This window comes from Syntrophomonas zehnderi OL-4, assembly GCF_000983115.1.
GTDB lineage: Bacteria > Bacillota > Syntrophomonadia > Syntrophomonadales > Syntrophomonadaceae > Syntrophomonas_B > Syntrophomonas_B zehnderi.
The window spans coordinates 1-23,748 of sequence record NZ_CGIH01000018.1 but is presented as its reverse complement, the minus strand read 5'-3'; the positions used below and the strand labels follow the sequence as shown (position 1 = coordinate 23,748).

22 protein-coding genes are annotated in these 23,748 nt (G+C 45.0%); 9 read left to right on the top strand and 13 right to left on the bottom strand.

The window, feature by feature from the left end; genetic code table 11:
* Positions 1-4 precede the first annotated feature (4 nt).
* From AAV90_RS04840 to AAV90_RS04775, 13 genes are all read right to left on the bottom strand, one after another.
* Positions 5-559 carry a P27 family phage terminase small subunit gene (locus AAV90_RS04840; RefSeq protein ID WP_046495146.1) on the bottom strand — a complete coding sequence of 185 codons (555 nt, stop codon included), beginning with the start codon at positions 557-559 and terminating at the stop codon, positions 5-7.
* A 103-nt stretch (positions 560-662) separates the two neighbouring features.
* A complete protein-coding gene (locus AAV90_RS04835) occupies positions 663-1,019 on the bottom strand; it encodes an HNH endonuclease (protein ID WP_046495148.1) in 357 nt (118 codons plus the stop codon).
* Positions 1,020-1,136: 117 nt separating this feature from the next.
* Positions 1,137-1,553, bottom strand: a complete 417-nt coding sequence (locus tag AAV90_RS04830; protein WP_046495150.1) for a DUF1492 domain-containing protein — start codon at positions 1,551-1,553, stop codon at positions 1,137-1,139.
* On the bottom strand, positions 1,550-1,771 hold the full coding sequence (locus AAV90_RS04825) for a hypothetical protein (protein ID WP_046495152.1): 222 nt from the start codon (positions 1,769-1,771) through the stop codon (positions 1,550-1,552). Before AAV90_RS04825 ends, AAV90_RS04830 begins: the two co-directional genes overlap by 4 nt.
* Before the next feature lie 91 nt (positions 1,772-1,862).
* Positions 1,863-2,147: a VRR-NUC domain-containing protein gene (locus AAV90_RS04820; RefSeq protein ID WP_046495154.1), complete on the bottom strand. Its 285-nt coding sequence runs from the start codon at positions 2,145-2,147 to the stop codon at positions 1,863-1,865.
* A 267-nt stretch (positions 2,148-2,414) separates the two neighbouring features.
* Positions 2,415-4,952: a phage NrS-1 polymerase family protein gene (locus AAV90_RS14035; RefSeq protein WP_052729533.1), complete on the bottom strand. Its 2,538-nt coding sequence runs from the start codon at positions 4,950-4,952 to the stop codon at positions 2,415-2,417.
* Entirely contained in the window at positions 4,949-5,383 is a 435-nt protein-coding gene (locus AAV90_RS04805) for a DUF7768 domain-containing protein (RefSeq protein WP_046495156.1), read from the bottom strand. Before AAV90_RS04805 ends, AAV90_RS14035 begins: the two co-directional genes overlap by 4 nt.
* Complete coding sequence (locus AAV90_RS04800; RefSeq protein ID WP_046495158.1) at positions 5,383-7,311, bottom strand: bifunctional 3'-5' exonuclease/DNA polymerase; 1,929 nt, start codon at positions 7,309-7,311, stop codon at positions 5,383-5,385. Before AAV90_RS04800 ends, AAV90_RS04805 begins: the two co-directional genes overlap by 1 nt.
* 66 nt (positions 7,312-7,377) lie before the next feature.
* A complete protein-coding gene (locus AAV90_RS04795) occupies positions 7,378-8,133 on the bottom strand; it encodes a hypothetical protein (RefSeq protein WP_046495160.1) in 756 nt (251 codons plus the stop codon).
* 18 nt (positions 8,134-8,151) lie between these two features.
* Positions 8,152-8,574 (bottom strand): gp33 family protein, encoded by a 423-nt coding sequence (locus tag AAV90_RS04790; protein WP_046495162.1) that lies wholly within the window; start codon positions 8,572-8,574, stop codon positions 8,152-8,154.
* A gap of 16 nt (positions 8,575-8,590) precedes the next feature.
* Entirely contained in the window at positions 8,591-10,045 is a 1,455-nt protein-coding gene (locus AAV90_RS04785; protein WP_046495164.1) for a DEAD/DEAH box helicase, read from the bottom strand.
* A complete protein-coding gene (locus tag AAV90_RS04780; RefSeq protein ID WP_046495166.1) occupies positions 10,035-10,241 on the bottom strand; it encodes a hypothetical protein in 207 nt (68 codons plus the stop codon). The genes AAV90_RS04785 and AAV90_RS04780 overlap by 11 nt, the downstream gene beginning before the upstream one ends.
* A gap of 69 nt (positions 10,242-10,310) precedes the next feature.
* The gene (locus AAV90_RS04775; RefSeq protein WP_046495168.1) at positions 10,311-10,709 is read right to left on the bottom strand and encodes an RNA polymerase sigma factor; all 399 of its coding nucleotides are present in this window, start codon (positions 10,707-10,709) and stop codon (positions 10,311-10,313) included.
* A gap of 451 nt (positions 10,710-11,160) precedes the next feature.
* Here AAV90_RS04775 and AAV90_RS14030 point away from each other — a divergent pair, with 451 nt between their 5' ends.
* The 9 genes from AAV90_RS14030 to AAV90_RS04730 form a co-directional block, all read left to right on the top strand.
* A complete protein-coding gene (locus tag AAV90_RS14030; protein ID WP_207642027.1) occupies positions 11,161-12,006 on the top strand; it encodes an NBR1-Ig-like domain-containing protein in 846 nt (281 codons plus the stop codon).
* A 10-nt stretch (positions 12,007-12,016) separates the two neighbouring features.
* On the top strand, positions 12,017-12,244 hold the full coding sequence (locus tag AAV90_RS04765; protein ID WP_046495170.1) for a helix-turn-helix domain-containing protein: 228 nt from the start codon (positions 12,017-12,019) through the stop codon (positions 12,242-12,244).
* An 89-nt stretch (positions 12,245-12,333) separates the two neighbouring features.
* Entirely contained in the window at positions 12,334-13,923 is a 1,590-nt protein-coding gene (locus AAV90_RS04760) for a type I restriction-modification system subunit M (protein WP_046495171.1), read from the top strand.
* The gene (locus tag AAV90_RS14025; protein ID WP_052729535.1) at positions 13,920-15,059 is read left to right on the top strand and encodes a restriction endonuclease subunit S; all 1,140 of its coding nucleotides are present in this window, start codon (positions 13,920-13,922) and stop codon (positions 15,057-15,059) included. Before AAV90_RS04760 ends, AAV90_RS14025 begins: the two co-directional genes overlap by 4 nt.
* A 12-nt stretch (positions 15,060-15,071) precedes the next feature.
* Positions 15,072-18,290, top strand: coding sequence for a type I restriction endonuclease subunit R (locus tag AAV90_RS04750; RefSeq protein WP_046495173.1), 3,219 nt, complete (start codon positions 15,072-15,074; stop codon positions 18,288-18,290).
* Positions 18,291-18,308: 18 nt separating this feature from the next.
* Positions 18,309-19,814 (top strand): Hachiman antiphage defense system protein HamA, encoded by a 1,506-nt coding sequence (locus AAV90_RS04745; RefSeq protein WP_046495175.1) that lies wholly within the window; start codon positions 18,309-18,311, stop codon positions 19,812-19,814.
* Positions 19,804-22,416 carry a DEAD/DEAH box helicase gene (locus AAV90_RS04740; RefSeq protein ID WP_052729536.1) on the top strand — a complete coding sequence of 871 codons (2,613 nt, stop codon included), beginning with the start codon at positions 19,804-19,806 and terminating at the stop codon, positions 22,414-22,416. Before AAV90_RS04745 ends, AAV90_RS04740 begins: the two co-directional genes overlap by 11 nt.
* Before the next feature lie 33 nt (positions 22,417-22,449).
* Positions 22,450-23,376 carry a GIY-YIG nuclease family protein gene (locus AAV90_RS04735; RefSeq protein WP_046495179.1) on the top strand — a complete coding sequence of 309 codons (927 nt, stop codon included), beginning with the start codon at positions 22,450-22,452 and terminating at the stop codon, positions 23,374-23,376.
* A 106-nt stretch (positions 23,377-23,482) separates the two neighbouring features.
* The coding region (locus tag AAV90_RS04730) for a transposase (RefSeq protein WP_046496413.1) at positions 23,483-23,748 on the top strand (266 nt) is incomplete at its 3' end.

Sequence of the window (23,748 nt, the reverse complement as noted above, 5' to 3'; positions counted from 1 at the left end):
CGTTTTATCGTGCGCCTATACGGGCACTGAGTAACTTTTCCATTGCATCATCGTGGGGCGTTGCACCGCGATATTCTGTGGTGCAGTTTTCTCGTACCACCTGATAAATCTGGAACCATATGTTGTTGGCCTGCTTCATGAAGTTTTGAGACATCGAAACATAGGGGGACGGAATAGCATTGCCGGTGGTGGGGTGCTTAGCAAGAAAGCCAAATTCGCTGATTGCCTGCTCGCACTGGATCCATCGAGCCACGCTCTGGGCATATTGCTCGATAAGCTGAGTGGTTACTAATTGAGCACAACCCCGATCCCTAAGCCATTGCCATGTATTATTGAAAATCTCCGCCGCCAGTGTTGTGGAACCGTCTTTCTGTTTTGCTGTAAGGTAGCCTCTTGGTTGCGGCATTGATTCTCCGGTCAGATCCGCCATATCGGTAAAGTCCATTACAGTCAGCTTTCGATTACCGGGATTGCCGTCCAAGATTTTATCGGAGAGGGCTTTCTTTTTTTGCCCTGAGCCGATTCTTGCACCGCCTCTGTTGGTGCCGTCCTTTGCCATATTCATCACACTCCTTTCCGGTGGGGGGATATTAGCCGTTTGAAACTGCGATTTCTCGCACGAAGCCCCACGCCGCTGTCCGCTTTAAAAAGTTCTAGAGATTTTAGCGCCCCCACCGGTCGCCGCTCTCGGCAGTAATACGTGAGTGACACGACTTACATAGCGTCATGAGATTACTAAAGTCATTTGTACCTCCGCGGCTGAGCGGGAGGATATGGTGTACCTCTTCGGCAGGCGTTAAGCGATCAGCCTTTTTACACTCCTCGCATAGAGGGTGTGCCTTGATGTAACGGTCGCGTATGCGTTTCCACGAACGACCATATCTTTTATTGGTTTCAGGCTCGCGCTGGAAATGATTATAGTGGCGCGTGGCCTGCCGCTGATGCTCCACACAATACAAATCATCCGTCAGTTTAGGACAACTGGGGTGTCGACACGGCCGCTTTGGTTTCTTTGGCATAGGGTCACCTCCTTGGGCATAACAAAAGCCCCGTGGACTTTTCCCAACGGGGCTTTACTGAATTCTGGTTTCCTAAGTATATACTATCACAAATGGCTACCTGACAAACAGTGACATTTACTGCTGAGTTTGCGGAACTGTAATGTTTTCTACTGCTTCATCGTGAAGTCGGTATACGTGGCGTACATTATAGCCCATGTCAACAGCTATCTGCTCCCAAGTTTTAAAGCAGAGGTAGCGCAGCTCCAGAAGCGTCTGATGCTCTGTGTTATCCACAGTTTTTATGAGCCTGACTATCTCGCGCTTCAGGTCAACGAGCCGATTGATATCACGGTTGATTTCCGCTTGCAGGTCGATAATCTTTGCCACAGCATCGGCCATCGTTGATGTACTACGATTTGGATTGCGAGGCATGCCCGTTAGGGTGTAGGTGCATTTTGTAGCCAATTCATTTAGTGAAGCGATTTGCTCGAGCTTAGAATTGATACGCTGGTCAAGCCTGTATGCCAGCCCGAGATATGCTTTGACAGTCATGCAATCACCTCCGCTTTTAGCTTGGTGATAAGCATTTCCGGATCGATGCTTGTTAGCACGCCAAACCATCTGGAACGGAAAAACTGCTCAATACGCCTGCGCTCATACTGCGCCGAGCGGTTATTGGGATAATGAGAAATGGTGCGCAGCGCCTTGCGGTAATCCTTGACCGCCTGAAGAATGATGGCGTTAGCCAGATTATTATAATTGTCAATCATTATGGAACACGCTCCTTAATTTTAATTTTTAAGAAGCAGTGCCGCAATGTCAGCGATGTATATGTAAAGCACGGATGCATTGTTTGGGGTATCATTGCAGGGAGCTGTTTATAACAGCTCGCACCTCATCAACCGAATGGACGACTAAAACGATGCCGCCACAGGCGAGGATTTTGCGAATAGTTGCTTCTTGCAGTTTTGTTGTTTTGCCTTCGGGTGTTTTTACTTCAAAGGCGTAAAACCTGCCGCCGATGCAGGCAATGATATCCGGGATGCCTGCTGTACCATAAATTCCGCCATGCTCCTTCCAAGCGAAGCACTTCGGAACGGTTTTTAAATAACGAAGGATTTTAGATGCAATTTCTTTTTCAGACATGGGATCCTCCTTGTAACTTATTTGCAGCTTGTAACCTCGTAACCATAAAATATATAGGTGTGCATATATTTACACGCACACACGCGCTCGCGTCATGGGAGTTGTTGCTCTCGCGTGTATATCCTTAATTTTAGAAGTTACAAAGTTACAAAAGATAAGAAAACTCAAATTGTGCTTGTATATAGTGGTTTTTGGGCGTAACTTTTCTTGTAGCTTTTGCTCTTCGGGAAGTTGCGTTTTGTCCTGTGAGGTTACAATTTGCATTGTTCATAGCGGTTCTATCTCTGTGATCTCAAAGCCGGACACATCGCACCGAGCTTTAAGCAACTCATAATTGAGCGTCCAAACACGCCGATTTTCTGATCCGATGCGTTTTTGCACATTGCTTTCAAGAAAATAATCCGAATGAGTTAGCTGCTTTTTGAATTGTGCGTAGGTCAGTGTTTCACCGACAACGGCATAATCCTTGCGGTATTTAGTGTATTTGTCGTATATAGGATTGAGCCGCAGCGCCAGCACCGTACCACCATCGCAGATCGTGAATTCGCTTTTGGGATCAAGCCCCATACGTGACATGATTTCAAGCGTCTGCTCAACCACGCTTTTATTGCTCAATCCGCCATCAAGCAAATATTCTTTTGCCGCATACTCAATGTACTTTGTACAGTGTTCAAGGCTAAACGGAAATGCCTCATGCCAGGTCAGTCCAAGCGACTTGCATAGCTTTTCAAGCAGCCGCAGGCCGGTGACCATACAGGCGAGGTTGTTAACGATACGCGACGGAAACTCCTTGCTGAAGCATCCAAGCGCTTCCTCATACCACGAATAGCATTCGCTTACGTTTGTTTTCAGTGCGATATTCAATAAGCTATGACCGAAGCCGCCGAGTAAATCGGCGCTCCTGCATAACTCTTGAAAAGCCGCGCGGTAACCTATCGGCCTCAGGTCTTTCTTGGAGAACAGAAGCTCGATGCTGCGCTCCCTGATTGCAGCTTCATCAGCCGACTCCTCACCGGCAACTACAAGCGGGGCGAGAAGCTCGTAGCTTACAATACTCTGGTCGGCGCGTCCACGAATACCTTCTTGACCATCATAGCTGTTACGAAAATGGTTTAGCAGCGCATCAAGTCGGTATTTGTCAATCTTTGACGGCTTGAATTCATCCAGTGCCATTGGAATGACATTAGAGGATGCCGCGTCTTTCATAAGGGTAAAAGCTGTTGTTTGGCCGGCTGCAATGATTTTTGCCCTTGAAAACACCGGCATAATGACCCGCTCCAGCGTATTGCTTTTGCCGCTGCCTGCTTCGCCGATGAGCATGAGATGAGGGAACTTCACGTTCCTTTTCCGGAGATGTTCTTTTATGAAGCAACCACATATCCATGATAATATGGAAACCGTTTTTGCAGGTTCGTTGTAGGACATCAATTTTTCGCCTAATTTCTGAAGCTGGGGTGCCGTTAAGGGCTTTGCAGACAGAATAGTACTGTCAATGCTGCGGTACTTTTCCAATTGAATGATGTCATCGACAGCTGTACCGTTCGCGTCAACCGTACCGTCCATAGAAACAAATACCATTCCTTTTTCATGCTCGTAGATGCCCATAGCCTTAACGCCTTTTTTCACAGACCAGTCTAATTCGGAGATATATGCTTTGAGAAGTTCCAAGTCGCCGTCAGATCCCGTGTAGCTAAGAGCGATAGTGCGCTTGTTGAGCGCATTTTTAAATTTCTGTTGATTAGCAAAATCCGTTGTCATGAAGGTCAATCGGTATGTCTCGCCGCGCACCGTCACAAGGTCGGCAGTCAGCTGTGTTTCCTCATCGGCAACAATCATTTCTACCGGCACAAACACAAAATTTGTAAGCAAATACGTGTTATCGTTTTTCCTGCGGAAATATTGTCCCTTGTACTCAAATACAGGAGTATCACCGCCGGGAGTGTATACATCTTCGGTGATGTCGCAGGCCTTTGCCAGTGTTTCCTCGCCATAGGTTGCTCCGCTGGCATGATGCCGTACATCCCATTTTTCACGAAATAGTCCGCTTTGCCGGAAGAGCCTATCCATCTGCTCCTTGTTTTTACCTGCCCAGAATGCCAGCTTGCAACAAAGCGCCATATCCGCTTCCGACTGACTTGCGTAATCATCCTGCCAATTGCCATACCACAGCTTTTCAAAAGCCTCTCCATTTTCTGCATTTTTCGCTAGCTCAAGAAGGTCGTCATCGGAAAGCTGCACTGCTGCGTTCTTTTTTGCCTTTTTCTTTTGCTTCTTGGGTGAGCGGATATATGTTTCGTGAATCCACTTGAGTGTACCATTATCCACGGCGATGGTTTCGGTTGCTCCGTCGAGCTTATTACCTGTCATAGTGAAGTAGCGGGTATGCTCATACATTTCCACGCCGGTCTTGGTATTCTTGTTGCCGTTGCCTGGCATTTTACCTTTGAAGAAAAGATGAACGCCGGTTCCGGAGGGCGAAAACTCCATGTACGTCGGCTGCCTTGCGATGATAGCCTTGGCAGTATCGTTGAAGGTCTTTGTTTTGGGGTCGTAGCAATGGTCAATGTCCACACCTACAAAATCGTCGTCCTTGGAGAACATAAAGCCCACGCCCGAAAAACCATAACGCTCAACCGCATCTGCGGCTGTTGCATAATCCGTCCAAGTTGCCGGGTTGTTGGATGCAGCATTTTTGCCTGTCACAGGGTTATACGGCATTTTCTTGTCCTTGCCGCCAACCTTATCGGGGATGAGTCGCCAGTTGACCCATTGTTTTCGATCCGTTAACTCTTTTGGGTAGGTCATATCGCTTTCACCTCACAATCTTCCGTGAAATACCGTATCGGAATGTTTCGCTTCTGTGCCTTGCGTATTTCGTAGCTCATACCTTCTGATACGGTATCACCAAATACCCACAATTCCTGGCATTTTCCGAGCAGGACGCGCCCGAAGAAAAGACCCAGTTTCCGGCTGTCAGGGTCATGCTCATCCATAAACTGCGGGTAAAGCAGATGCGGTGCGATTGGGATTGCATTTTGCCCTACAGCGAAGCGGCAGTAGTGCTTAGCCCGCTCGGTATTCGCTTCTAAATTTCCTGCAAATGGCGAACAAATGAATACGAGAGGGCGATAACCTGTTCCATAACGGCGGTTCAGCTCCTCGCGTAGAATCTCACGCATGGCTTCATATGTTGTTGGGTCGTAATAACCCTCAGAATTGTATTTATCTATCCACATCACGCACCCTCCACTTCAATCAGATCACCGAAATTCGTGCCGTATGCTGCCTCAGCAATGATCGGCACGTCAAATTCCGAAAAGGGCACCTCTTCCATGCAATCTTTAACAAAGGAAACTGCTTCATCAAGCTTGTTTGCAGGGATTTCAAATACCAGCTCATCGTGAATTTGCAGAAAAGGCTGGAGCCACGGACGTTCCTTGATACCTTGGACGATACGTGCCATTGCCAGCTTGATGATATCGGCGGCAGTGCCTTGAATCGGGGTATTCATTGCGCAGCGTTCGGCAAAAGAGCGCTTGCCCCAGTCGGTCGAGAGGATGCCGACGATGTATCTTCGGCGGCCAAGCCATGTCTCCGCATATAACGTTGTTGCGGCTCGCTTTTTTGTTTCGTCCTGCCAGCGCGTCAAGCCGGGGTATCCTGCTTTCAAACTATCAATAATTTTTTCGCAGTCCTGTTTTGAAATGTCCAGCCCTGCCTTAAATCGCAGTGTTTTTTGTAGTCCTGCGGCATATAGCCCATAAAACACACCGAAGTTGCAGTTCTTTGCAATGGTTCGACGCTCCTTATAATGAGGTGCATTTTTATCTATTGCCTCCGAAAAAGGGATGCCGTAGATGACCGTTGTGGTCTGGGCGTGGATATCTCCGCCTCTGCGATAAACATCAAGCATTTTTTCGTCGCGACAATAGAAAGCACCAACACGTAATTCTATCTGGGAAAAATCCAATGAGACAATCAAGCTGCCCTCCGGTGCTGCAATGAAATTGCGTACGCCAACCGGGTCATTATCTTTGCGTGGGCAGTTTTGCAGGTTGGGGTTACGCGAGGCAAAACGCCCAGTTTCAGTACCGAGAGGCATGAGGTCGGGGTGGATGCGCCCAGTAGCAGAATTGATATGTGTCATATATCCGTCGATGTATGTGCTTTTGAGCTTGCCCCACTTGCGATACTCCTGTACCAGTTCAAACAGGCGGACAAGCTCCGGGCGCTTAACTCGGCAGTATTCAGCGAGCATTATCATTGTCGCATCATCCGTCGCTGCCTGATGCTTTTCTGTCGTTTTAAGTACCGGAAGACCAAGGTCACTAAAGAGGTACTTTTTGAATGCCGATGTTGAGGCATTTGCTCCGATGTCTACTCCACCGGTAATCTTGTCAATTTCGACACGGATGGTTATGAGCTTTTTCTCAGCTTCTTTTTGCCTTTCACACATTGCCGCTAAATTCATGGGCACACCGTTATATTTCATCATGCCGCAATAGACCGACGTCGGCGATTCAATGCGCTCCACGATTTCTCTGTGATGGGGCAGGTTTTTGGCAAACCAGTCATTGAATTTGTGGTATAGCCGCAAGGTGTAATCGCTGTCAGCACAAGCATAACGAAGAGTTTCTTTATCCGCAGGATCCATCTCATCAAAAAGGCGACCTGCCGTCACAGCTGCAAAATCCGGCATCTCTGCACCGAATAATGAAGTCGAAAGCAGCTTTAATCCGCTGTCTGACAGGTTACGGAACTCAAATTTGCTCTTAAGTGTCAGTTGCGCTGCGGCGATGGTATCATAACAAGGCTCACAAACGACGATACCCAGTGCATAAAGAAACATCGCCTCAAAGGAAAGATTGTGCGCCACCTTGACCACCCTTGGATTCTCAAATACGGCTTCTCTCAGGTATTCCAGCACACCAGCGTGGTCAATGGCATTAACTCCAACCTTATGTGAGAGGGGTATGTAAACGGCGCTGCCTTCTTTGACCGAAAGGCTGATACCAACAATGTGTGCCTTGTGCGCATCCAATGCCGCCTTCGGCTCGTCGCGCCATTTATCGTCCGGCGCTGTCTCAAAGTCAAATGCCACGATGCCCGCATCGCCGATATAAGCGTGTATTTCTTTGGTTGCATAAATAATGTTATAATCCATAAACAGCTCCAATCTGCCGCATGGGGTCGGGTAGTGCATGACCACCCGACCTGCGGCTTTATTGCTTTAGGCCAAAGGCTCAATAATCTCGCCGGTTTCGGGGTCAATATTTGCAGCTACATCAACTGAAGATTCGTTATCGTAGCCGACACGAACGGAGAATGCTTTGACCTGCTCGGTGAGCCCTGAAATAAGCGCAAATTCCTCATTGGTTAAATCACGGTCGACTGAGAATTGTGCTTGGGAATATGCGATACCGCTGTTGTTGGTAGCCTTTTTTAGGGTGAATTTCGTAACTACCGCGTTGGATTTTTTGCCTTTTGAGAGCAGACGCATAATGTAACGGGTAAAGTCCTTAAGCGATCCGGTTGGAAGGGAGAGGATCATCGGAAAAATCTCGCCCTCTCGGAGCAGATAAATGCGGCGGCGGTTTTTACAAGCTTTTGCTCCGTTCTCTCCGGAGCCGAATTTGTTAAACGGACACTTGGAGCAATCTCCGCCGGGATTGCCTACACCGGTGATGCCATCAAAGCTGCCGCAATCAGGGGGATTAGATCCTCCGGTGTATTTGTCCGTATAGTAGGCATACAGCGGGTGGTGATGCAGGATAACCGCTGAAAATTCCTTGACGGTTTCAGGACTGTCGGGATTTTCACCGGGGATTTCAAACACTGTCATACCAGCGGCGGGAATTCTAATGCGCTCAAAGCTGCCGGACAAGCCGGATAGTTCTTCGGTAAGCGCGTCGTTCAGGTTAAAGTCTTTCAGTGCCATAAACGCACTGTTCTTGGTGGCAAGGGCTTTGTTCTCGTTGTTTTTCATGATATTTTCATCCTTTCATTACTTGCGGGTTGCTTTGCGGACACCCACAGTGGTTTTTTCAAACACATTGACCAGGCCGTTAAGCCATTCGGGTAAAACGTCATCGTTTTCTGATATCTGTTCTCTGACAAAAGCTGACAGGCTGTTGGCGTTAACGGTTTCGTAAATCAGCCCGCCATGCCCTTCGGCACGAAGAGCTTCAAACAGTTCCTCTTTACGGTCAGCCATCGCTGATGCACGGATGGTACTGGTAAGGCAGAACAAGGTGCCAGAGCGGGTAAAATTCTGCGTCTCAGTATCAGTCATGAGTTGTGCCAGTGCAGCATCAACTTCTTCCAGCTCAGCGTTGATGTCCTTGAGGTTTTGTTCGACTTCCTTTTTTTGAACGTGCAGGGCTTTAAGCCTATCTGCGAGTTCAAACATTTTTTCTGAATTGTCCATAGTAAAAGCTCCTTCATTAAATAAATGGGTTGTTGCCATAGCGATAATCATCAACCAGCGTTTTCGCTAGGTTTGCTTTGCTTTTCAATGCTTTAAGCACCTTTTCATCGACGGTGCCTTGCGCAGTGAGGTAGATGTAAGTGCATGGCATATGCTGACCGGCGCGATGGATGCGGGCTTTGCATTGCTCGAAATTCGACATTGAGTAATCCAGAGAATAAAACACCATCGTGCTTGCCGCCGTGAGTGTGATGCCCAGCCCTGCTGTCGCTACCTGCCCGACAAATATAGGTACATCGGGGTCATTCTGAAATCTTGCGACCTGCTCGTCGCGGTCTTTGATGCCGCCCTTGATAAGCGAGTAGTTGATGCGCTTCTTTTCAAGAAGCCGACAGATGGCGTCCAGCTCAGGTACAAAGCGGGCGATGATAACCAGCTTTCTTCCTTCTTCCAAGGTTGAGTCGATGATATCTTCCAGTACTTCCAGCTTCGCCGTGCTTACCTGCTCAGTGGCGCTGCTTTCGTCGCTGCCGATGAAGCCTCCCGTAAGCTGGGACAGGCGCAGGAGTTTTGTCAGTATATTGGTAATAGTGACCTCGCCGTTAGACAGCTCAGCATAGCTTTCCTTGACAAGACTCTGATACAGCTTCATCGCCTTCGGCTCCAGTTCGACTTTTCGGATAATATCGGTTGTTTCCGGTAGGTCAAGGCAATCCTTTTTTGTCGCACGAAACGCAATGAAATGCATACGACGGGTCAGCTCTTCTTCCATGCTCTTTTTCAAAACTGGCGTGTGATTGCCATAGCCGGTCATGAAAAAGTAGTGGTTTCTGAAGCTGTAAAAGCTCTGCCCGAAGATACGCGGATCGACAAACTTGTACTGACTGAAAATGTCGATTGCCTTGTTCGTCACAGGTGTTCCTGTTAAGAGCAACCGGTATTTAGCCACCGCGCCTAACCGATGCATCGCTTTTGAAGCGGCGATATTATGCGTCTTGATTTTGTGTCCTTCGTCTGCGACGATGAGGTCAGGTTTCCATACCGCGAGTTCACGTTCCAGCCGCCATGCCGATTCGTAGTTCACAACGACTACTTGAAGAGGCTGGCCAGCCATATGCCGGAGAGTATCGATCTTTTTTTCGCCACTTCCTTTGAGTACAGCGAGCGTGTAATCAAAATCTGCATACGCATCGTGTTCATCTTTCCATACCCCCGTAACTGATAGTGGCGATACTACCAGTACCCTGCGGATACGCCCGGAATTATACAGAGCACCTTCGACAGCTATAGTCGTGAGAGTTTTGCCCGTTCCCATCTCCATCAGAAGCGCAGCGCCGTAACCTGTCGGTGAATACGTGAGCCCCGGCAATAGTCCAAGTTTCTTGCAGACGAAATTAAATGCGGTGATTTGATGTTTATAGGGCTTTACTCTAATAGGCATTGGCAGCAGCGGAGCGTTGTCATTGTTCATCGGCTTCATCACCTCCGCTGGGCAGTTCCGTAATGGATACGCACTCGACGCTGTCGCCCGGTACGATCACCATCACATGGCGCTTTTCACCGAAAAAATGGCGAAGAAGCCGTTCTCGCATTGTTATGCGCCGACACCTGACAACACCGCCCTCGATGGGCTTCCTTGAAACGCTGATTTTCAAATCGTGCTTCATTTTGATCTCCGTCCTTTCCGAGGGACGGTGTGGTTGTGTCCCTCGGTATACGGAGAAAAGGCGGGTGTTTTATACACCCAATTCAAAATGCTTTTTGAATTTTTTCTTGGCACCTTCGATTGATTTCCATGCAGCGTTTGGAGCAATGTTTTCAATACGGGCAATCTCATTGATTGACAAGCCATCGGCAAGCATTAACAAACGGCGTTTCTGCGTTTCCGACAGCTTGTCCAATGCGCTTTTGATTTGAGTGGCATCTTCTTTGCGTGTAAGTTCGATTTCGGGTGTGGTTTTTGCCGCATACTCCAAACCCTCAAAATCGATAGCGTCGAGCGAATAACAGTGGTAACGTTCCTTTCTGGCAAGATTGCTTTCCTCGCGTCGTGATGCTGTTATGTAGTTACCGATTTCCTCGTTGACTTCAACTTCTGATGTGGTTCCGTCTGCAAATTTCCATTGAATTTTCATGCGTTGTGTCCTTTCCGCCTGTGTGCGGATGAGGGCGGCAAGGACACATAAAAGCCGGTGCTTCGATGTACACCGACCGTTACGCCTGAAAATGGGCATGACAAGGCACGGTGGGTACATCTGAGGCTCCGAACACGGCATTTACCGTGCTTGGAACTTCCTATGTATCCCGCCGCCTTAATGCGCATCTCAGGCTTTGAGATTTATTTATTGATGTTAAGAACGTCTACACGAATTGCTTTAAGTGTATTAATAACGTTTTTTAAATATTTTTGTGTAAATGCATTGATTTTCGACCTGCTTTGCAGTACAATAAAAATGTTATATTTTACCTTAGAGCAATCTCGATATCCGTTCCCGCCATCTGAGATAAGGATATCTAGACACGAAGGTACAAGAAATTACTCTGGGACGGTACATCTGGTACAAAATCCGGTACAAAAAAAGCGAGGTGGTTCGTATAAACGCATCTGAGTTCTTTAAGAAGGTCTATCCCTACTTAAATAATCAAAAAAATCAAGGCGTGTTTGTTACGAATTGCTTCATTGCAGCCGGTAGCACAGTGTTTACGCTACCAAAGCTCAAGACAAAGCAAACGAGCGACAACCTTGAATATCAGCGGATGCTTTATAAAGGTGGTAGGCAAATAACAACTGACATGAAGGCGAGCTTTCCTGATCCGTTTCCGTTGGATTCTTTATCTGAGTTTTTTGCCGATAATATAAGAGAAGATAGACTTCGCGATGTCATGACAGCTTTTGCAATACCCGTTTCTGCCGAGTCGGACAGGTTATTACTATCAAAATCACTGGCATCTCAGTTCCAGCTGCTTATTCAGAGCGAAAGCAATGATGTTGATGATATCGTCGCTTTAAAATACCAACAATTGCTGTTAGAACCAGACACGCAGCCTGTGAAGCGGCTGACTCCGCTTTATCCGGGAGATAGTGCTTGGGTTCTTGAATGTAAGCCGCAGCGCTCTTATATGGTTCATTGCTACGATAAATTCCAGCATATGTGGGTGATTCGTAACAACGGAAGTCAGACATGGCGTGGTCGCAAACTTGTTTTTGCAAACTGCAATGAAGTGCGGCCAAGAGCTGATATAAACAGCATTGATATACCGGATACACCGCCCGGTAAGGATATAAAAATAACCACAGGCTTTGATGCCCGTGGTTCTGAAGGGAAATTCGATTGTGTTTGGGAGATGCAAGACAGTGATGGTGAAAACTGCTTTCCTAATGACATGAGGAAATTTAACATTTCAATAAATATAAAATTCAAAGCAGATTAACACAAGATACATGGAGGTTATTAGTGTGAGCGAGAAAAATATAGAAAAATGGTCGACCTTAAAGGAAGTACAAGAGTATCTTGGTGTTGGGAGGGAAACTGTTTTGCAGTGGATTGCAAAAAGAAATATGCCCGCCTATAAAGTAGGCAGGCTCTGGAAATTTAAGCTGTCCGAGGTTGACGACTGGATACGTTCGGGTGGCGCTGCAGATAATTCCGACTCAATGGATTCTGATTAAGTCCGATTTATAGGACACTCGATAGATTATTATTGAACTGGGGCATTGCCAGAAAATAGATCTAAAGATTAAGAAATGAGGAGAAAACAATGGCGAAAGCAAAAAAAGAAGTAAAAGAACAGCCTGTCGAGCAGGTGCTTTGGGCTGCTGCGGACAAGCTGCGTAAGAATATGGATGCTGCGGAATATAAGCATATTGTTCTTGGGCTTATATTCTTAAAATACATATCGGACAACTTTTATGAGTTGTATCACAAACTCGAAGCAGGTGAAGGTGACTATACCGGAGCCGATCCAAATGACCCTTATGAATATCGCGCGGAAAATGTATTTTACGTTCCGCCGCAGGCGCGCTGGGATTATCTTCAGAGCCGCGCGAAACTGCCGACAATCGGTAAGGACATAGACGACGCAATGGACGCCATCGAAAAAGACAACCCATCCCTTAAGGGTGTTTTACCGAAGGAATATGCTAAAGAGAAACTAGATAAGCAATCGCTGGGTGGGTTGATAGACCTTGTTAGCACTATCGCTCTCGGGGATAGTGTGTCCCGTTCTAATGACGTGTTGGGCAGGGTTTACGAATATTTCCTCGGTCAGTTTGCCCTGGCAGAGGGTAAAAAGGGCGGTCAGTTCTATACGCCCCGCTGTGTAGTTCAGTTGCTTGTTGAAATGCTTGAACCATACGAAGGCCGTGTTTTTGACCCATGCTGTGGTTCCGGCGGTATGTTTGTACAGAGCGAAAAGTTTATCGAAGCTCATGCCGATCACTATAATGGCAAAGCAAAGGAAATCGATAAGCTGTTTGAAAGTGTCGTGTCAATTTACGGGCAGGAAAGCAACCAGACTACTTGGCGGCTGTGTAAGATGAACCTTGCTTTACGTGGCATCGACAGCTCTAACGTAAAGTGGAACAATGAAGGATCATTCCTTAATGATGCGCATCCGGATCTTAGGGCTGACTTTGTTATTGCGAACCCTCCGTTTAATGACAGTGACTGGTCTGGTGAGTTACTCCGCACTGACGGACGTTGGCAGTATAGCCGTGAAACACCGCCACCTCCGAATAATGCAAACTATGCCTGGATTCAACACTTTCTTTATCACCTGAATCCGAAGGGTACAGCTGGTTTTGTGTTGGCGAAAGGTTCATTATCCTCAAAGACTAACGGTGAAGACAAAATTCGCAAAGCACTTATTGAAGCAGGTCTGGTAGATTGCATCGTTAATCTGCCGGCAAAGTTATTTTTGAATACACCGATACCGGCTTGTCTGTGGTTTCTCTCCCGTGCAAAGGAAAGTGATCCCAACCACCCCCGTCGTGACAAAATATTGTTCATTGACGCAAGAAACATGGGCGAGCTGATAAATCGCCGCACGCGTGAACTTACCGATGAGGATATCAGCACAATTGCCGATACATATCACAATTGGAAGACAGGCGAAGGATATGAGGATATACCCGGCTTTTGTAAATCTGCGCTTGTTTCAGAAGTTGCCGCATTGGATTACGTTCTAACACCGGGTCGCTATGTGGGTTTGCCTGATGAAGAGGACGACTTTGACTTTGAAGAGCGTGTCCAAAAGTTGACGGTAGAACTAAAAGCTCAGATGGAGGAAAGTGTGAAGATAGATAATAGGATAAAGGAAAATCTGGCGAAAGTAGGGCTTGAGCTATGACTGAGTGGAGAGAATATAAGCTTTCTGAAATAATGGAAACTTCAAAAAAGCAATTCAAACCTGATAATAACAGTCAATTAAATTATATTGGTCTTGAGCATATAGAACAAGGCTCGCTAAGATTATCAGGAGTGGGTGCTTCATCAACGGTAGAAAGTAATAAGTTTTTCTTTAATAAAGGGGATGTACTTTTTGGAAAGCTGCGTCCATATTTTCGCAAAGTCATTTATGCACCTTTTGATGGAATTTGTTCTACCGACATATGGGTATGTAAAGCAAAGTCATGCTGCGATCAAAAATTTTTATTTTATTTTTTAGCTAATCAGGATTTTATAGATACAGCGAACACTGATGAAGGAAGCCGAATGCCAAGAGCCAGCTGGGATTACTTAAAAGATACCCTTTGGATTCTCCCTCCTCTTCACGAACAAAAAGCCATAGCGGAGGTTTTATCCTCGCTTGACGATAAAATCGATTTTTTGACAAGGCAAAACAACACGCTGGAAGATTTTGCACAGACGTATTTTAGAAGGTGGTTTTTAGAAGAGAATGACAACGACACGATTATGGTCTCGGAAATTGCAAAACTTGAGAATAATAGTGTAAGTCCGAAGCGTCAGCCATTAGAACCATTTCATCACTATAGTATACCAGCTTACGACAACGCCCAGACACCAGTAGTTGAATTAGGCAATACAATTCTCAGCAATAAGTTTACAGTACAGCCAAATTCAATATTGGTTTCCAAGTTAAATCCCATAACCCCTCGTATCTGGCGCATTGATGAAAACGTTATGCCGAACAGCGTCTGCTCCACGGAATTCCAAGTGCTAAAGCCGTATGATATAAAACATTATCTGTTCCTATATTTCTTGATGAAGTCGGATGATGTTGTTTCCAGCTTTGCAATGAGTGCAACTGGCACAAGTGGAAGCCATCAACGTATTCGACCAGAGTATATTCTTGAGGTTGAGACGCCTGAGCCTGATAATGACAAACTGATATTATTTAATGAAATCTGCACACCGATGATGGAGCGAGTAAAAAAGAACCAACAACAGATAATCACTCTACAAAAACTACGCGACACGCTTCTACCGAAGCTAATCAGTGGCGAAGTAAGGGTGAAACAATAAGGAGGCGTGAAAATGGCTAAACTATGCGAATCTGCAATAGAAGAAATGGTTATTGAGGAGTTGCAGAGCCTCGGCTATACCTACATATCCGGAGTTGACCTCGCTCCGGACGCTCTGAATCCCGAACGTAGCAGTTACGGGGATGTGTTGCTTATGGGGCGGCTTCAGACAGCGGTGCACAAGCTGAACCCCACCATCCCCGCTGATGCTATTCAAGGTGCGGTTCGCAAACTGTCGCGGATAGCCACCTCAAACTTACTCGCTGATAATGAGGAGTTCCATAAAATGCTTGTGGATGGCGTTTCTGTGGAGTATCGGAAAGGCAGCGACATCAAAGGCGACTCTGTTCGAATAGTAGACTTTGATTGCCCTCTTAACAATGAGTTCCTCGTTGTCAACCAATATACTGTTGTTCAGAACAACAATAACAAGCGGCCTGATGTGCTCCTGTTTGTTAACGGTATTCCGCTTGTTATATTTGAATTAAAAAACCCTGCTGACGAGAACGCCACCTGCAATAAGGCATATGAACAGCTGCAGGCGTATAAGTTAGCGATACCGGGTTTGTTTACATATAACGAAATTTGTATTATTTCCGATGGTTTAGAAGCAAAGGCTGGATCCCTTACCGCGCCATATTCCCGTTTCAGTACATGGAAAACCAAAGACGGTATCAAAGAAGCCGCTAAATTTGACAACGAACTTTCAACACTAATTCATGGGTTGTGCAATCCTGCAACGTTGATTGACTATATCCAAAACTTCGTGACCTATGAAAAGACCCAAACTGAGGACAAGGTCACACATATAGTAAAGGTGGAGACGGTCAAAAAAATCGCTGCCTATCATCAGTATTATGCCGTTAATAAAGCATTGGAGCAGACAATCCGTGCCAGTGGTTATTCAAATAATTCTACCAATATGGTTCGGGAAGACCCTGCAAGCTACGGGTTACCCTCCGCTTCCGATCAGCCAAAGGGTGACCGTAAGGCAGGCGTTATCTGGCATACACAAGGCTCTGGCAAATCGCTTTCGATGGTTTTTTACACCGGTAAAATCGTCCGAGCCTTAAATAATCCAACCATAGTTGTCATCACTGACCGTAATGATCTTGACGATCAGCTGTTTGACACCTTCGCAGGCAATAGTCAACTCTTGCGTCAACCACCTACACAAGCGAACTCCTGTGAGGAACTAAAAACACTATTGAAAGTTGCGTCTGGGGGCATCGTCTTCACGACCATACAGAAGTTTATTCCAGATAACAACGAATCGGTTTATGAACTGTTGTCTGACCGTGACAACATCGTGGTTATTGCTGACGAAGCACATCGTACCCAGTATGGATTTAACGCTAAGCTCCGTGACATTAAAGAAAACGGCGAGGTAGTTGGTCAGCGGATTGCTTACGGTTTCGCTAAGTATATCCGTGACGCGCTTCCAAACGCCACATTTATTGGGTTCACAGGAACGCCTGTTGAGAAGCAGGATGCGAACACACCTGCTGTCTTTGGTAACTATATTGATATTTATGACATCGCTCAAGCAGTTGAGGATAAGGTTACTGTAAGGATTTACTACGAAAGTCGACTCGCGAAAGTCAATCTTACTGAGGAAGGAAAGCGCTTAATCGAGCAATTCGATGCAGAACTTGATGAGGTTGGCGAAGCTGACGAAGCGACTAAAGCGAAAATCAAGTGGGCGAAATTGGAAGCAATTGTCGGAAACGAGGATAGAATCCGTATTCTCGCCAATGACATTGTGACGCATTTTGAAGAACGACAGAAGGTCTTTGAGGGAAAAGCTCTCATAGTAGCCATGAGCCGCCGTATTGCGGTAGAAATTTATGATGCGATTGTTAAATTGCGTCCCGAATGGCACAGTGACGACCTAGACAAAGGATCTATCAAGGTCGTTATGACTTCCAGTAGCTCAGACGGTGCCGCAATCCAGAAGCACCATACGACTAAAGCACAGAGAAAAGCTCTTGCCCTCCGCTTGAAGGATGAGAACGATCCGCTGAAAATTGTCATCGTACGCGATATGTGGCTCACCGGCTTTGATGCTCCGTGTCTTAATACAATGTATATTGATAAACCGATGAAAGACCATAACCTGATGCAGGCTATCGCACGTGTAAACCGCGTGTTTAAGGACAAGCCTGGCGGTCTAATTGTAGATTACATAGGCATTGCCACAAACTTAAAAAAGGCTCTTGGTTTTTACGCAGAAAGCGGTGGCAAAGGTGTTCCGGCTGAAACACACCAGAAGGCTGTTGAGATAATGCTTGAAAAGCTGGAGGTTGTGCGCTGCATACTCTATGGTTTTGATTACTCGGCTTTCTTCTCCAGTGCTGTTAAGGATAAGCTGTCGCTGATATTGCAAGCGGAGGACTTCATTCTTGGTTTGGACGATGGCAAGAATCGTTTTATCCGTGAAGTCTCGTTGTTAGGGCAGGCATACGCTCTTGCTAAGCCTGATCCTGCCACTTTTGAAAATGCTGAAGAGATTGCATTTTTCCAAGCAGTCAAAGCACGACTAACAAAATTTGAAACGGGTGGCAACGGAAAAGGCGAGAGTTATGATTCAGTTATACGGAATATCGTAAACTCTGCTATTTCTTCTGACCAAGTCGTGGACATCTTTGGTGCGGCGGGACTTGAAAAACCTGAACTATCCATTCTATCGGAAGAATTCTTGAAAGAAATCGAAGGAATGAAATATAAGAATGTTGCCATCGAACTCCTAAAAAAGCTGTTATCTGATGAGATAAAAATACGCTCCAAACACAACCTAGCCAAATCAAAAACATTAATGGAAATGCTGGATGGCGCAATAAAGAGGTATCAGAACAACCTCTTGACAACTGCCGAAATTATCGAAGAACTTATTCGTATCGCTCGTGAGATTAACGCGGCTGATAAGCGCGGACAAGACATGGGTCTTTCTGAGGATGAGCTTGCTTTTTATGATGCACTTGAAACCAATGACAGTGCGGTAAAGGTTCTGGGAGACGACCAATTAAGGGCAATTGCACGGGAGATAGCCGATAAGGTCAGAAAGAACGCGACCATCGACTTTGCTATTAAGGAGACAGCCCGTGCACGTATTATGGTCATAGTTCGCAGAATACTGAACAAATATGGTTATCCACCCGATAAGCAGCCAGCCGCAATAGAGCTCGTGATGAAGCAAGCGGAAAACCTGGCAGATGTTTGGTCATCTCAATAAATTCAAAGGAGTAAGACGATGTCATTATTTATCTCGTACAATAGAGAACAAAAAGACTTTGCAGATAAGATAGAGTCCTCTGTCCGCACAGTTTGTCCTATCCTGCGCGATACAAATGACATTGCTCCGTGGGGTAGTATTGAGGAATTCATGAACCGTATTCGCCAAGCTGAGTACGCTGTACTTCTCATTTCAGATGAGTATTTGAAATCTATCAATTGCATGTATGAGGCCTGTCAGTTATACAAGGATGTTAATTGGAAAGCCCGCACTATGTATGTTGTGCTTGGAAATGCCGATCTGAATGTCTACACTGTAGCAAATCACGAACGTTACATACGATATTGGAATGACAAAAAAGCAACACTTGAAGAACAGATTAAGAGCTTGCCGGCAGAAAGTATTGATAGCATTACAGCAGAGATAAAGCGCGTAAGCGAAATTCTCCTGATGATCGGTGATTTTCTGAAAGTTATACGTGACACTAACAATATGCAACCAGAAAACACTATAGATGCAATCATTAGTTTTATCACAACCAAGTCTGTTTCTAAGGAATCGCATTTAAGGGAGCAAACTCACGATGCTTCATCGAGTGTGTTGAAAAAGACGCTTAAGGATGCCGGTTTTGACGGTGTTTTCACAGAAGTGTCACATGACGAAAAGCTGGGTTTAATAAACCCTTACCAGTTGCGCTTGTTTCAACTGAGCGTGGTTGACAATGCGTTCTCTTTCGATGCCCTTAAGAAGTTTCTATTGAAAAACATAGGTCAATACATTTACTCGCGGGAACGCATAAAGAAGTTTATGAATGATGATGAGATAACGCTCATTGGTCTGAAAGCAGTCGAATTGTTGCACGACCGTTGCAACGGCGATTTAACTTGGCTTGGTGACGAACTGGGTGACCTGATGCTGTATGTGTTTTTGGAACAGATACTTGATGCTCCAAAAGTGTTCAGCAAATTTGACACCCCGTCCGATGAGTTGTTGACGACCGGCACCAGCTGCGTTCATTTACTGCAGACCAGCGCGGGAATGCCATCTTTTCAGATGGTGTTTGGCAAGTCTCGCATCGCAGGAGACCCAAGGGATGCAATCGACGATGCCTTTATCACACTTGAAGCGATAAAGAATGACACTTCACGGGAAATCCGACTTGTAGAAAGCACAGCGTTTGACAAGGAGTTTACACCGGAAGTTGCCAAACAATTAAAGAACATCATCATACCAAGCAAAGGACAAACTATTGCCCATGATACTGCGTTTGGCGTGTTTCTCGGTTACTCGTTGGGAATAGAAAAAAACCGCCCCTCAGCAGAATTTCGCGAACTAGTAGCAAAAAAAATGCGAAAGGATATTCAAGCTCATGTCTCCTATATCATAGATAAGATTAAAACTGCGGGGATGGAGCATTATTCGTTTTACTTTTATTTTTTGCCATTCAATGAAGCGGATGAAGACAAGCAAGAGATTATGAAGTCCCTTCTTGGATTTAAGGGAGGGGTGCAAAGTGGCGGATAGGAACATTGTTTCATTAGGTGATGTCATATTTGATGATATTGACAAGAATCCCTATCTTAATGAGTTGTATGAGAATATCTTATACAACTATTCGTTGCGCCTCTTTCAAATTAAGAGTGAAAACAAGCCTGTAAATATTTCTGATGCTCTACGTTTTGCCGACATATTGTCAAAATCGCCTGCTGACAGCCATATGACTTGGGCACAAGAAATGGTCGCACTATTAAAGGAGATAGAGCCTAATAATCCGGAAATAGATATATACCTTAATTCGGTACTTTCAAATACAGGTAATTATCAGGGGCTTGAAACAGCTGAGAATAAAAAAGTTGCCCCGATATCCGTTCGCCGTAATCTGCTTGAACGTTTTCATGAAGAATACAGTAAAGAACTCGTGTCCATTCCTGCTGAGCCTGATAAGTTGTTTTTTCGACCACAACGACAAATCTATGACCGTCTGACAGAGCCATATTTCAGCTATTCGGGTCCCACCTCTATGGGCAAGTCCTTTATTATGAGGATGTTTATAAAGAAGCAAGTACAGGACGGTATGAAGTTCAATTACGCTTTGATTGTACCTACCAAAGCACTTATTAATGAAGTGTCGAGTAAAATTATTAGCGACCTCGGCGCACTCCTTAAAGAAATGAATTATCGTGTCGTTACATCTGCCGGAGCATTGGCACTAGAGGAAGAACATAACTTCATCTATGTTCTCACACCTGAGCGACTGCTTTATCTTCTGATTCGCCACAAGGATAAAGATATTGACTATTTGTTTATCGATGAAGCACACAAAATCACATCCAAGGACAAGCGTAGCACCTTCTATTATAAAAACATAGATATGCTCGCTCAGCGAGAACGAAAACCTCACATCATTTTTGCTTCACCTAATATTCCAAATCCTGAGGTCTATCTCAAGTTAGTTCCTGAAGCGTTTGAAGCTACCGATCTGGATTGCAATAAACTGGCTACAAGTTTTTCACCTGTAAGCCAAGTAAAATACCTAATTGACTGTGTTGATGGAGGCATACATCTGTTTAATGACCGTAGTAGTCAACTAATGGAAATCAGCAAAGCTGCAATAAAAGTGCCGTTCAGCAATATTGTCTCCCACTTAGGTAAGGGTGTTCAGACTATTATATACTTCAACTCAAAAGACAAAGCTATTCAAGCAGCAATTGATTATGCAAAATACGAACAGGATAAAAATGACAGTGAACTCGATGCTGTTGCCAGGGAGATCGCGAATCAAGTCCACAAGGATTATTTTCTCGCAAAATTAATTAAAAAAGGTATTGCTTACCACATTGGCTATCTACCAGCTTCTATTCGCATGAAAATAGAAAAGCTGTTTCGTGACAGAAAAATCGTGGCAATGTTTTGTACCAGTACACTCGTTGAAGGAGTTAATCTGCCTGCTGATAATTTGTTTATCACTACTTACAGAAAAGGCCGTGGACAAACAAAAATGACTGCCGTTGATTTTAGAAATCTTGTCGGAAGAGTCGGACGCATCAATTACAACCTATATGGCAATGTGTTCTTGGTTCGACTTGAGGAGAATCTTCAGGTCAAAGATTTTGTTGAGCTACTTGAAAAGAAAGTACCGGAACAGAAACTCTCTCTTGTCACTGAACTAAAACCCAAGCAAAAAAAGCAAATTGTCACATGCCTGTTGCAAGGACACACCAACTTGGTAAAAGACCAAGGGCAATCGCAGGACTCTTTTGATTTGACAAGAAAGTTTTGCCTAATTTTGCTCAGAGACATAATGAAGGGCAGAAACAGCATTGTAAGACGAGAGTTCAGCGAATTCTTAACACCGGAAGATGAAAGCAAAATCAAGGCGATATTTGAAAGAGATGAGATAAAACCGGATGACGATATCAATACATCTGTTGATCAAACTAAAAGCTTATCTGCCAACATTGCGTGGGGGTTAGAGTATCCCACTATTGATGGAGATGGACGCACAGAGCATGGTGAGCCACAAGCTTTCCTTGAGAAGTTATATGATATTTTTGGTTGGGGTAAATGTGAAAGTTCCGAAACTATCGGTAATAAAAAACGCCTTAGTTGGTATGCCGTCATTCTACGTCATTGGGTTAGTGGCAATGGGCTCGGAATGATTATCGACAAATCGCTTACCTATGCACAAAATAGCCCCAACTACAAAGTCCGCATTGGCGGTCAATTAATTCCTTATAATCATCAATCAATGATGCACAGAAACATCGTCATGTCGGAAACACTTCAAGCGATTGAGAGCGTCGTTCTGTTCAGCTTTGCAAACTACTTTTTGAGGTTTTCAGAAGCGTACAAGCGGATTCACGGCATTGAGGATGACATGAGCAACGATTGGTATGAATTCGTCGAATACGGCACAACAAACAAACTGACCATATTCCTCCAGCGGAACGGGTTTTCTCGCGAGACAGCTCTGTTTATACGGAAGAACCGGAGCAAGTATGTGATCGGATTAGACGATAGCAGACCAGTCAAAATAAAAAAAGACATCCTTAACTGCGGTAACTTTAGTGTGATTTCTGAGGTTGAGAATATGAGCATCAATAACCCCGACTTATTTGTGGATTAAAACCAGAGGATAAATTTTAAGGAGGCAAACGCCATGGCAGGCAAAAATATGAATTATTTTCTGATGGACAGCACCCCAAACGGACGCATCAAGTGCACGCTTGCTAATTGGACAGGTGTCGCCTATAAAACTCCACGGGTAAAACTTGTGGACTGTAAGAACATTGACTACCTTAAACAGAGTGGGGTATATTTCCTTTTCAGTAAAGGTGATGGCGACAAACCCTTAGTTTATGTCGGCCAATCTGGGACTCGAAAAAATGGAGAAGGTATTTTGAACCGTTTAAAAGAACACCACGCCTCCCCGAAACAAGGTCTTGAAGATTGGTATGAGGCGATAGCGTTTACCACTTCTAATAATATTTTTGGTGCAACCGAGATTAGCTGGCTTGAAAATCGCTTCTTTGCACTTGCTGTAAATGCCAATCGTTACGAAGCTAAGAACGGAAATGAACCAAATGCCGGAAATGTCACAGAAGAAAAAGAGAGTGAACTTGAGGAATATGTGGACTATGCCAAAATTGTAATGGGTGTTCTCGGACATTTGGTATTCGAGCCCCTAGTTCAAAATCGAATAATCCAAAACACAGAGTGCAAAGTGGGCGATGACTACATCGAGTTTTCTATGGAGCAAAAAATGCAGAACAGTGGAATGACAGTAAAAGCAAAATGCAAACGCTCAAGTGAAGGATATATTGTTTTACAAGGAAGCATTATCAATTCTAAAACTAATGAAAAAACATGCTCAGGAGTAGCTAAAAAGGCCCGGGAGAGAACCAAGGTTGATGAAAATAATATGCTTTTGGAAGATGTGCTTTTTTCCTCACCATCTGCCGCTTCGATGTTTGTAACGGGCGCAAGTTCCAACGGATACACTGCTTGGAAAACTGCTGAAGGCAAGACCTTGAAAGACGTTGAAACGAGTGAAGCGAATGAATTGAGACTTTTGCATATTAGGTAAGCCCGAAAATATTAGGATTTTATTCATACAGAAAAAGGACTTCACCCCCCATTTTGTCGAATAAATAAGTGACCAAACAAATCATCCGAAGGAGGCGAAGTCACTTATGAATATTCGACAGAGATGCATTTTCTCCTTTGAAGATGCAATGAAAATGCAACCAAAATCCAGGATCGAGAAAATAATTGATACCCTTGATTTCAAACCAGTTATTGCCAAATTACATCAACCTGATGGTAATAAACGTGGACCTAAGCCATACCCAACCTGCGCTATGTTAAATGCCTTGATTGCTATGCGGCTAGAGAATATGAATACTTTTACCCAACTGGTTGAACGGCTTACTTATGATCCCCATCTGAGGTATATTTG